11 protein-coding genes are annotated in these 11,383 nt (G+C 53.3%); 4 read left to right on the top strand and 7 right to left on the bottom strand.

The genetic code is table 11. The features are described from left to right. Positions 1 to 194: 194 nt before the first annotated feature. Together GHC22_RS20060 and GHC22_RS20055 are read left to right on the top strand one after the other, a co-directional pair. On the top strand, positions 195 to 482 hold the full coding sequence (locus GHC22_RS20060; RefSeq protein ID WP_153753781.1) for a BrnT family toxin: 288 nt from the start codon (positions 195 to 197) through the stop codon (positions 480 to 482). Beyond that, positions 469 to 771 (top strand): BrnA antitoxin family protein, encoded by a 303-nt coding sequence (locus GHC22_RS20055; protein ID WP_153753780.1) that lies wholly within the window; start codon positions 469 to 471, stop codon positions 769 to 771. The genes GHC22_RS20060 and GHC22_RS20055 overlap by 14 nt, the downstream gene beginning before the upstream one ends. Positions 772 to 886: 115 nt before the next feature. On the opposite strand, the gene yjiA is transcribed toward GHC22_RS20055, so the two are convergent. The 4 genes from yjiA to GHC22_RS20035 all read right to left on the bottom strand — a co-directional run bounded on the left by yjiA (position 887) and on the right by GHC22_RS20035 (position 5,083). After that, positions 887 to 1,843 (bottom strand): GTPase, encoded by a 957-nt coding sequence (gene yjiA, locus GHC22_RS20050; RefSeq protein ID WP_153753779.1) that lies wholly within the window; start codon positions 1,841 to 1,843, stop codon positions 887 to 889. A gap of 12 nt (positions 1,844 to 1,855) precedes the next feature. After that, on the bottom strand, positions 1,856 to 2,050 hold the full coding sequence (locus GHC22_RS20045) for a YbdD/YjiX family protein (protein WP_003830038.1): 195 nt from the start codon (positions 2,048 to 2,050) through the stop codon (positions 1,856 to 1,858). Between the two features lie 50 nt (positions 2,051 to 2,100). Continuing rightward, positions 2,101 to 4,251: a pyruvate/proton symporter BtsT gene (gene btsT / locus GHC22_RS20040; RefSeq protein ID WP_003830033.1), complete on the bottom strand. Its 2,151-nt coding sequence runs from the start codon at positions 4,249 to 4,251 to the stop codon at positions 2,101 to 2,103. A gap of 289 nt (positions 4,252 to 4,540) precedes the next feature. Further along, complete coding sequence (locus GHC22_RS20035; protein WP_003830032.1) at positions 4,541 to 5,083, bottom strand: hypothetical protein; 543 nt, start codon at positions 5,081 to 5,083, stop codon at positions 4,541 to 4,543. A 191-nt stretch (positions 5,084 to 5,274) separates the two neighbouring features. Here GHC22_RS20035 and tsr point away from each other — a divergent pair, with 191 nt between their 5' ends. Continuing rightward, the gene (tsr, locus tag GHC22_RS20030; protein WP_048227144.1) at positions 5,275 to 6,936 is read left to right on the top strand and encodes a methyl-accepting chemotaxis protein; all 1,662 of its coding nucleotides are present in this window, start codon (positions 5,275 to 5,277) and stop codon (positions 6,934 to 6,936) included. Positions 6,937 to 7,166: 230 nt separating this feature from the next. Here the strand turns inward: tsr and GHC22_RS20025 are convergent, their stop codons facing one another. The 3 genes from GHC22_RS20025 to GHC22_RS20015 all read right to left on the bottom strand — a co-directional run bounded on the left by GHC22_RS20025 (position 7,167) and on the right by GHC22_RS20015 (position 10,223). Beyond that, positions 7,167 to 7,682 carry a GNAT family N-acetyltransferase gene (locus tag GHC22_RS20025; RefSeq protein WP_153753778.1) on the bottom strand — a complete coding sequence of 172 codons (516 nt, stop codon included), beginning with the start codon at positions 7,680 to 7,682 and terminating at the stop codon, positions 7,167 to 7,169. Between the two features lie 52 nt (positions 7,683 to 7,734). Continuing rightward, complete coding sequence (locus GHC22_RS20020) at positions 7,735 to 9,096, bottom strand: MFS transporter (protein ID WP_003845612.1); 1,362 nt, start codon at positions 9,094 to 9,096, stop codon at positions 7,735 to 7,737. 212 nt (positions 9,097 to 9,308) lie between these two features. Then, positions 9,309 to 10,223 carry a GntR family transcriptional regulator gene (locus tag GHC22_RS20015; protein WP_003830023.1) on the bottom strand — a complete coding sequence of 305 codons (915 nt, stop codon included), beginning with the start codon at positions 10,221 to 10,223 and terminating at the stop codon, positions 9,309 to 9,311. Positions 10,224 to 10,360: 137 nt separating this feature from the next. On the opposite strand from GHC22_RS20015, the gene GHC22_RS20010 reads away from it, so the two are divergent. Further along, positions 10,361 to 11,383, top strand: a complete 1,023-nt coding sequence (locus GHC22_RS20010) for a zinc-binding alcohol dehydrogenase family protein (RefSeq protein ID WP_153753777.1) — start codon at positions 10,361 to 10,363, stop codon at positions 11,381 to 11,383.

Raw genomic sequence — 11,383 nt, 5'->3', positions numbered from 1 at the left:
AGGAAAAACAGCATTCTCGCTCTGCAAGAATGCGATAAATGATTGAGGAAAGATGCCGGATGGCGGCTGTGCCTTATCCGGCCTACGAAATTCAATCACTGATCGTCTAATTGTGAAGCTATTTCCAACAACCGAGGTATAATCGTAAGATAATTGTATATACGTTTTTGTATATACAATTAGGGATGAAATACATGCCAATGGAGTTTGAATGGGGTGCAAACAAGGCACAAAGTAACCACCGTAAACATGGTGTTCGCTTTGAGGACGCAGTATTGGTTTTCGACGATCCACGGCATATGTCCAGACAGGATCGTTATGAGAACGGTGAGTATCGGTGGCAGACCATCGGTATTGTTCATTGCATTGTGGTTATTTTGGTTGCCCATAGCGTTAGGTTTGAAAGTGGCGTTGAAGTCATTCGTATCATCAGTGCCAGAAAGGCAGACAGTAAAGAGAGGAATCGTTATGAGCATGGTTAAACATAAACGCGGCAGCGTATCCGCGCTGAGTGCTCAGCATGAGGCTGAACTGAAGGCGCTGGCGAATAAACCGGATGATGATATTGATTACAGCGACATTCCCGTGACCGAAGATGAGCAGTGGTCAGAGGCTAATCGCAGTAAGTTTTTCCGTCCGTTGAAAACGCAAGCATCGGTGCGCATTGATGCCGATGTGATGGAGTGGCTAAAACGCCCCGGGAAGGGTTACCAGACGCGGCTGAATGCCATTTTGCGCGAAGCGATGCTGCGCGAGCAAAATAAGAAATAGTCAGAATATACCGGGGCTGTGAGTGCCGGATGGCGGCTGCGCCTTATCCGGCCTACGGGGAAGTGCTATTTCCAGGCCCGGTAAGCGTAGCGCCACCGGGCAATTCAGCAGGGGATTACTTCTTCAATCCCGCAAACGCAGCTCTGATCTCGTCTTCCGGCAGGTTAATGCCGATAAACACCAGCAGGCTGTGCGGTGTTTCGTCGCCCCACGGGCGGTCCCAGTCGGCGCTGTACAGGCGCTGGACGCCCTGGAACAGCAGGCGGTTTGGCTCGCCTTCAATCCACAGCATACCTTTGTAGCGCAGCAGCTTCTCGGCGGATTCCAGCAGCAGGTTTTCCATCACTCGCGACACGTCGCTGATGTTTACCGGGTAATCCAGCTCGACGACGATCGAGGAGATATCGTTTTGCTTGTCGGCGATAAAGTGGAAGCGCGGTTTGGCGCTGACTACGTTCTCTTCCAGCATAAAACCGTTGGTATCGAACAGCAGGGAGAGGTCGATATCACCATGTGTCACGGTGTAAATCGGCGCACGGGCGTTGATGCGCGCCAGGCGCTCACGCAGTTTTTCGCTTTCACCTGCGACGTCGGTTTTGGTCAGCAGGATCCGGTCTGCGTAGCCTACCTGCGACTGGGCGATGGTGAACTGGTTCATCTGATCGTCGGCATGTACCGCGTCAACCAGCGCAATTACGCCGTCCAGCAGGTAGCGTTCGCAAATCACTTCATGGGAGAAAAAGGTCTGAATAATCGGGCCGGGGTCGGCCATGCCGGTGCACTCGATCACCAGACGGTCGAAATTGATAGTGCCTTTGTCGTGGTTGTCGAGCAGGTCTAACAATGCGTCTTCCAGTTCACTGGAGCGGGTACAGCAAATACAGCCGTTGGTCAGGGTTTTGATCTGCGTGGCGCGATCGCCAATCAGCTGATCGTCCACCGAGACTTCGCCGAATTCGTTTTCGATAACGGCAATCTTGTAACCGTGCTGCTCGTTGAGAATATGGCGCAGCAGGGTGGTTTTACCCGCGCCAAGAAAACCGGTGAGTAGGGTAACTGCAATCGGGGTCATTCACTTCTCCTTCTAACAGCAACTGCTTCCGCCGCTACCGTAGCGGGCTTCCTGGCGCTCGCGGAAGAATTCTTCGTAGGTCATGTACGGCTTATCGGGATGGTTGGTCTTCATGTGCTCGACATAGTTGTCGTAGTCCGGAATGCCAATCAGCATCTTCGCCGCCTGACCGAGATATTTTTTAGCTTGCCCTAAAGTACCAAACATAAACAATCCTGATAAGCGAAAAGCCCCGCCGGAGCGGGGCTGAATACATCTTAGTGGTGTGAAGAGGTCTTCACGCCGCCTTCCGGCACCGGTACATACGGCGTCTCTTTATCAGAGCGACCGTTGATGGCGCGGGCTTTCTGCCAGGTACGGAACCCGTAGAAAATGATGCTGTACACCACCACCAGGAACAGAATACTCAGACCTGCGTTGGTGTAGTTGTTGACGACGATGTGGTTCATGTTGGCAATCTGCTGAGCGGTCAGTTCGCCGCCGTTAGCAATCTTCTCTTTGTACTGATTCGCCATGAAGAAGAAGCCTTCCATCTGCGGGTTGGTGCTGAACAGTTTCAGACCCAGCGCCCAGGTGGTGCAGATAAGCAGCCATACAGCCGGAACAACGGTAACCCAGATGTATTTGGTGCGCTGCATTTTAACCAGTACCACGGTGCCCAGAACCAGTGCCACGGCAGCCAGCATCTGGTTAGAGATACCGAACAGCGGCCACAGGCTCTTAACGCCGCCCAGCGGGTCAACAACGCCTTGATACAGCAGGTAACCCCACAGGCCTACGCAGCCCGCAGTACCGATGATACCCGCAACCAGGGAGTCGGTTTTCTTCAGGAACGGCACGAAGTTACCCAGTAAATCCTGCAGCATAAAGCGGCCAGAACGGGTACCGGCATCCAGTGCGGTCAGGATGAACAGCGCTTCGAACAGAATACCGAAGTGGTACCAGAAGCCCATATCAGCCATCGGCAGCACTTTGTGGAACACGTGAGCGATACCAACAGCCAGCGTCGGTGCGCCACCTGCGCGGTTCAGAACGGACGGTTCACCGATGTCTTTCGCGGTTTGCAGGATCTGCTCAGGCGAAATGACGAAGCCCCAGGAGCTGACGGTCGCTGCCGCATGTGCGGTGACGTCTTTCAACTGCGCCATAATCAGCGGTGCGTTTTCGCCGCTCATTTCATGCAGGTTCGGCATGGTGATGCCAAGGCCCGCAGGCGGGGTGTTCATCGCGAAGTACAGACCTGGTTCGATGATAGACGCGGCAACCAGCGCCATAATTGCGACGAAGGATTCCATCAGCATTGCGCCGTAACCGATAAAGCGCGCGTCGGTTTCACAGGCCAGCAGCTTCGGTGTGGTACCGGAAGCAATCAGCGCGTGGAAGCCAGATACCGCACCACACGCGATGGTGATGAACAGGAACGGGAACAGAGCGCCTTTCCACAGCGGGCCAGTACCATCAACGTACTGCGTCATTGCCGGCATTTTCAGTTCCGGGTTGAGGATAACAATCCCCACCGCCAGACCGACGATAACGCCGATTTTCAGGAAGGTAGCCAGATAGTCGCGCGGGGCGAGGATCAGCCATACCGGCAGCAGCGCAGAGATAAATGCGTAGCCGATCAGGGTAAAGGTAATGGTGGTGTCTTTAAAGGTCAGCGCCGGGCCCCAGTATGGGTCGTGCGCAATCACGCCGCCGAAGTAGATAGAAGCAACCAGCAGCACAATACCAATCACCGACACTTCGCCCACGCGTCCCGGTCGCAGGAATCGCATGTAGATCCCCATGAACAACGCGATAGGTACGGTTGAGCAGACGGTGAACACACCCCACGGGCTTTCCGCCAGCGCTTTTACCACGATCAACGCCAGTACTGCGAGGATGATGATCATGATTAAGAAGCAGCCGAACAGCGCAATGGTTCCCGGTATCGGGCCCATCTCTTCTTTGATCATCTCACCCAGAGATGCACCGTTACGGCGGGAAGAGATAAACAGTACCATGAAGTCCTGCACCGCACCGGCCAGCACGACGCCTGCCAGCAGCCACAGCGTACCAGGCAGGTAGCCCATCTGCGCAGCCAGTACCGGCCCAACCAGCGGACCAGCACCTGCGATAGCGGCAAAGTGGTGACCAAACAAGACGTTACGGTTGGTTGGAACGTAGTTCAGACCGTCATTGTTGATGACCGCCGGCGTGGCACGCGTTGGGTCAAGTTTCATCACCTTTTGGGCGATGTACAGGCTGTAGTAACGATAGGCCACCAGATAAACAGAAACTGAGGCGACAACGATCCACAGGGCACTAATGTGCTCACCCCGACGTAATGCCACTACCGAGAGGCAGAATGCACCGATGATTCCGAGAATCACCCAGGGTATGTGCTTGAATATCTTTTTCGTATCCATAGTAAAACCTGGTATCTAATTAATAATTGGCCGAAGCCGCGTGGGTTTGATCTTGTGTTTGAGGAGGTAAATTGACTGCTATGTTGGGGGGATCTTGCCAGAGAATTACGCGCGTAAAGTAAGGTAAATAAGTGAGCGGTTGTATGTCAGCTTAAGCGGTCCCAAGTGTCAGTGAGCGGTAAGCAGTAGGGGTTAACGGGGATATTTATGTGATTGAGATCACGGCATTATAGCGTTTGCCTGTCTACATGCCGTGTTTTCCCACTGACAAAGCACCTCACTGAGAGACTCAGATTACGATATAACAATAAGGCGTATGTTCGATGTCTCTGAGCAACACATGTTTCTTACGTGATTTAGTCAGGTAATATTTTTCATCCAGATAGTAGTCAATGAGTTCATCGAGGCGCTCTTTATCTATGCGGGGCGTTACCCCCAGCGTCCAGAAGCTACGCAGCTCTAATTCCGAACGTTTGATTTTTGCGCTTTTAACCAAATCAGCAATCATATTTCTGACGCAGCTTGTCGGATCCTGGTTCTGTTTGAGTTCAAGCGCAATGTAGCTATCCTGCGTCCAGCCTTTTTTCCGCAACAAGAAATCTGCACGTACAGACAAACGCTGTGGATTTTTCCGGAGATCGCAAGCAAGAGTTTGCTCACGCCACCATTCATGACCCGTCGAAGCTAGCAGATTGGCAAATTCTATCTGCATCCAGACTTCCCAACCGGAGATGTTGTACTGATCGATGATATTGAGCTTTTGGCGAATATCTTCACGTTCAAAAAAGTGGTGTGCGAGGGTGGATAGGTGATCAAAATCGCGATTTAACATAGAAGCATCCTTTCCTTCAAAAAACGGAATCCTACACCTAAGACGTAATGGAACGACTAATTTTTTGCGTAATTTGTCATAGGGAACGGTATTTAATGTGAAAACGATAATTCTGTGGTAATTGCTGGCACCATAAAGTTTTCTCTTTCCAGGCCGAAAACCAGAGTATCTGTCTAGCGGAAAGAGAAAACATGTTAAAACGAATGAAGATTGTTACCAGCTTACTGCTGGTATTGGCGCTATTTGGCCTTTTACAGCTCGCCTCTGGCGGCTTGTTTTTTAACTCACTTAAGAATGACAAAGAGAACTTTACCGTTCTGCAAACCATTCGCCAGCAACAGTCTGCGCTGAACGCCACCTGGGTTGAGCTGCTGCAAACGCGTAACACCCTGAACCGGGCAGGCATTCGCTACATGATGGATCAGAGCAATATCGGCAGCGGCGCGACTGTTGCCGAGCTGATGCAGGTGGCGAGTACGGCGCTGAAGCTGACGGAAAAAAACTGGGCGATTTACGAGTCGCTCCCACGCGATCCGCGTCAAAGCGAAGCCGCGTTCCAGGAGATCAATCGCACCTATGACATCTACCACGGCGCGCTGGCGGAGCTGATCCAGTTACTGGGTGACGGGAAGATCAACGCGTTCTTTGATCAACCGACGCAGAGCTATCAGGATGGCTTTGAGAAGCAGTACATGAGTTACATGCAGCAGAATGATCGCTTGTATGACATCGCGGTGGAAGATAACAACAGCTCTTACAGCCAGGCGATGTGGGTGCTGATCTGCGTGCTGATTACCGTACTGGCGGCGATTATTGCGGTCTGGTTTGGTATCAAACTGACCCTTATCTCCCCAATGAACCGTCTGATCGACAGCATTCGTCATATCGCCAGCGGTGATTTGGTGAAGCGTATTGAGGTGGAAGGTTCCAACGAGATTGGACAGCTGGCGGAAAGTCTGCGCCATATGCAGGGTGAGCTGATGAACACCGTGGGTGATGTGCGTAACGGCGCCAACGCGATTTACAGCGGGGCCAGCGAGATTGCGATGGGCAATAACGATCTCTCCTCCCGTACCGAGCAGCAGGCTGCATCTCTGGAAGAAACCGCAGCCAGCATGGAACAGCTGACGGCGACCGTGAAGCAGAACGCCGAAAACGCGCGTCAGGCCAGCCATCTGGCGCTGAGTGCTTCTGAAACCGCGCAGAAAGGCGGCAAAGTGGTGGATAACGTGGTGCAAACCATGCGTGACATCGCGTCCAGTTCGCAGAAAATCGCCGACATTATCAGCGTCATAGACGGCATTGCCTTCCAGACTAACATTCTGGCGCTCAACGCCGCGGTAGAAGCAGCACGTGCGGGTGAGCAGGGCCGTGGATTTGCGGTGGTTGCGGGTGAAGTGCGTAACCTGGCCCAGCGTAGTGCGCAGGCCGCGCGCGAGATTAAGAGCCTGATTGAAGACTCGGTCAGCCGCGTGGATGTTGGTTCAACGCTGGTAGAAAGTGCCGGTGAAACCATGGATGAGATCGTCAATGCGGTAACCCGCGTGACCGATATCATGGGTGAAATCGCCTCTGCTTCTGATGAACAGAGCCGCGGTATTGACCAGGTGGGTCTGGCCGTTGCCGAGATGGATCGCGTGACGCAGCAAAACGCCTCGCTGGTGGAAGAATCCGCCGCCGCCGCTGCGGCGCTGGAAGAGCAGGCCAGCCGCCTGACTCAGGCCGTTGCCGTGTTCCGTATCCAGCATGACCAACAGCGTGCGCGTGACGTTGCGGCCGCTAAACCGGTTTCAACGGTCCAGCCGCGCAAAGCCGCGGTAACGGATGCCGGGGATAACTGGGAAACGTTCTAAGCCTGTGATGCCGGATGGCGCTATCGCTTATCCGGCCTACGGGAAAGTTACGTGGTTGCCGGATGGCGCTGTCGCTTATCCGGCCTACGGGAAAGTTACGTGGTTGCCGGATGGTGCTGCCGCTTATCCGGCCTACGGGAAAGTTACGTGGTTGCCGGATGGCGCTGCCGCTTATCAGGCTTACCGGAAATGTTACGTAGGCCCGATAAGGCGTAGCCGCCATCGGGCAATTAGCGCAACATCAGGCGCATGGCGCAGCGCGATTCAAATGCCAGTCCATGCGCCGCTTCCTCTTCTCTTTTCTGGCGCAACTTTGCAGGCAGCGTCTCGTCAGCCAGCATTTCAAATCCCAGTCGCGCGTACCATGGCGCATTCCACGGCACATCGCGGAAGGTGGTCAGCGTGAGCGACGTGTAACCTTTCTTGCGCGCGTGTTCGGCAACATACTCAATCAATCTGCGGCCAATTCCTTTTCCCTGCCACTCCAGATGCAGCGACAGTTCAGCAATAAACAGCGATGACCCCAGCGTTTCGGCAACCAAAAAACCGACCGGAAGCGCATCGACCTGCGCCAGCCAGCTCATGCCAGCGGCGGCAAAAGCCTGATGCTGAACAGCCGATAAAATCTGGTCTTCAGCAATCCACGCCAGTTCGGGGATGCGTAAAAAACGTTGCCCCGCAGATCGTTCGATGGCGGGAAGAGCGGCAGTGTCTGCCAGAGTAGTAGCGCGCAAGGTGATGTTCATACGAGGAGCATAACATGCCCGATAAACGCGGTGTTATCGGGCATCTGGAGGATTAATCTTTACGCGGATCGCTGATGGGTTGGCGAACCAGGAAGATGTAGGCGAGGGCACCCACCATGGTGACGCAGCCGCAGATGATCAGCGCCAGGCGGAAAGAGTTGGTGGTATCAACAATAAAACCGGTGACGATCGGTGCGAACGAGGCGCAGATAAAGCTGGCAAAGTTCTGGATACTGCCCACGGAAGCGGTCATACGTGAGGCGACGGCGACGTGGATCAGACCCCAGCACGAGGTACCTGCGAAGTGGATACAGAACAGCGCCATACCGATCAGTAACACGGCGGCCATTGACGTTGTGGCCTGCGGCACGACGAAGGTGAAGGCTGCGGAGCAGAACATCCCGGCGATAATACAAATCTTACGGCTCTTGATCGGCGCCATACCGCCTTTCACCAGCCAGTCGGTGACAAAACCGTTAATCAGCATGCCGGCTGCGCCAAACAGGAATGGGATCGCCGCCATTAATCCGGTGCTTTTTAAATCCAGGTTGTAGGAGGTTTGCAGGTAGCCCGGCAGCCAGGCCAGGTATAACCATGCAGTGTAGTTGATGCCGCTAAAGCCCAGCATCATGCCCCACATGGTACGGTTGCGGAACAGGCTGCGCCATTCGGCAAAGCTCAGCGGATCGCGGCGGGCATTGACGCTACCGGCGTTCAGGTACGCTTGTTCCGTGGCGCTCAGCTCAATTTGCTCGCGGTTGCGATACAGCATGTACCAGCCGATGGCGAGGAAAATACCCAGCACGCCAATGGTGATGAACATCCAGCGCCAGCCCATTACCAGCATCATGGCAGCCAGAATCGGCGGGCTAATGGCAACCCCGATGGTGGAGGCGGCGTTGAATAATCCCATCGGGCGGCCGCGCTCTTTGATGTTAAACCAGTCGTTGATGACCTTTACGCCGCACGGGTTCATTGGCGCTTCGCCGATCCCCATCCCGATACGCACCAACACAAACTGGGTGAAGCTGTGCACCATGCCGGACATCGCCTGAAACAGCGACCAGAAGAACATCCCCAATCCCAGCATAATGCGCGGACCTTTGCGGTCCAGCAGCGGACCGCAGGGCAGTTGCGCAATACCGTAAGCGAGAGAGAATACCGACAGCAGCACGCCGATTTGCGTGGCGCTCAGCCCCAGTTCTTCACGAATCGTTAAGTTGGCGACAGACAGTGAGCTGCGGTCGAGGTAATTAATCACCGCAGCAAAAAATAATAAAATCATTGCTGTGGTCTGGATACGTTTAATTCGGCTACTGCGTTGCACCATGCCCTCAGGCGGAACATTAATATCCGCAGATGACGACGTGCCAAACGAAGAACTTGGGTCGAGGGTAATATTATTTTTTTCCACGCCGGACTCCTGAACCTCAATAATTTATTTTTCACACAGCAGGACTGTGCAGTATTGAAAAAAACCAGTGATGAATCAATTTGCTCATCACCGCTCACAAAAGTTTTTAATGCAGTCGACTTAGCGTGAGCATAGGCAAGAGGTATTTTTCAGGCGTTTTTATTTTTATAAAATCGTGCTCCCGGTAATGATTTGCTGTTTTTTATCGGTACTTAATGAGCGACGTTACAACCCTGGTTGATGGAGCGAATCATCGATTGTTTGGCTGAATTCAAATGGTTACAGAGCGCTAGGGTGGCATCCAGGTCGCTGCGACATATCAGCGCGCTGAGGATGGTCATATGCTCATCAATGGCAATGATGTTACGCTGCTTGAGGTCGCTCTCATCCCACTGATAGTGGAAGTGGAAAATCACGGAGATGATTTCAAGTGATTGATTAAAAAATACATTATCGGCAGCAGAGAGTAGCAAAGCATGGAACTCACGATCTAACTGCGAGAACATGCGAAAGCTGCTGCCAATGCTGTCGCGCAGGATCCGATGGCGCTCCAGTAGCGTTTTAGCCTGCAACCAACGCGGGTCATCGTCAGGCAGATTGAGGAAATGCTGCAGAGAATGCGTTTCCAGCATCTCTCTGAGTTCAAACAGCTGTTCAGCATAGGCCTGATCGAACTGCTTCATGCTCCACTGACCGCGTTTTTCGTTTTTAATCAGGTTGTAACGTTCGAATTTTAAAAGATATTCCCGCACTACCACCGGGCTGACGCCTGCGGCTCTGGCAAGCTGCAGTTCGGAGAAGCTCTCGCCTGCGCGCAGCTGTCGCTGGTTGATCATGGTGAAAAACGCCTGCTCAAAAATCCGGTTTTGCTCGGTCATGGAGGCGGTGGTGCAGGCAAAACCGTCGTCATGGTCGGGTTTTCGCACGATGACATAGTGGCTGCCGACCTGGGTCAGCACGCCGCACTCGCCTAAGTGGCTCAGCATATGGCGCACGGTGGTGCGGCTGATGTTGTACATCTCCGCCAGTGCGCTTTGTGAGGGGAGTGGGGAAGGGATATGACCACGCGCCATATCATCGATTATCTGGTTAATCACATTGTGGCGTAAGTTCTGCGAACGGCTCATGGCTTCTCCTTTTTATCTATTAAAACCCGATTTAAAACATTTTTATGCGCTGGAATTCACAGATTGTGTTTCTGCTTTCTCCGTCCTTTTTATTTTCGTTGATATCTGAGGCAACAAAAAAACAGGAGAGCAGAATCATGTCTACGATGAATACGTTGATTTGCCAGGAACCTAAAAAATTAGTCTGGAAAGAGCGCGAAATACCTATTCCGGGTGAGGGTGAAGCATTAATTAAAATTAAGTCGGTAGGAATTTGTGGTACTGATATTCATGCCTGGGGTGGCAATCAACCTTTTTTCAGCTACCCGCGTGTATTAGGGCATGAAATATGTGGGGAAATTGTCGGTCTGGGTAAGAATATACAGAATCTGAAAAATGGTCAGCAGGTGGCGGTTATTCCTTACGTGGCCTGCCAGCAGTGTCCGGCATGCCTGAGCGGGCGCACCAACTGCTGCGAGAAGATTTCAGTGATTGGCGTGCACCAGGATGGCGGTTTCAGTGAATATCTGTCCGTTCCGGTGACCAACCTGTTGGACGCGCAGGGGATTGACCCGCAGGCGGCGGCGCTGATTGAGCCTTACGCCATCAGCGCGCATGCGGTACGCCGGGCGGCGGTGGCTCCGGGTGAGCAGGTGCTGGTGGTCGGCGCGGGTCCGATTGGTCTGGGGGCGGCAGCGATTGCCAAAGCCGATGGCGCACAGGTGGTGGTCGCCGATACCAGTCCAGCACGCCGGGAGCACGTGTCTTCCCGGTTGGGACTCCCGGTTATCGACCCATCCGCTGAAGATTTTGATACGCAGCTGCGCGCTCAGTTTGGCGGTTCGTTGGCGCAAAAGGTTATTGATGCCACGGGGAATCAGCATGCGATGAACAACACGGTGAATCTGATTCGTCATGGCGGCAGCATCGTTTTCGTTGGGCTGTTCAAAGGCGATTTGCAGTTCTCTGACCCTGAGTTCCACAAGAAAGAGACCACCATGATGGGCAGCCGCAACGCCACGCCGGAAGATTTCGCCAAAGTGGGCCGTTTGATGTCGGAAGGCAAACTTACCGCCGACATGATGCTCACGCACCGTTACGCGTTTGCCACACTGGCAGAAATCTACGAACGGGATGTGATTAACAATCGTGAACTGATTAAAGGCGTGATCACGTTCTGA

This window comes from Citrobacter sp. H12-3-2 (genome assembly GCF_009649895.1).
Classification (GTDB): Bacteria; Pseudomonadota; Gammaproteobacteria; order Enterobacterales; family Enterobacteriaceae; genus Citrobacter; species Citrobacter portucalensis.
This window is presented reverse-complemented; position numbering and strand designations above follow the sequence as displayed.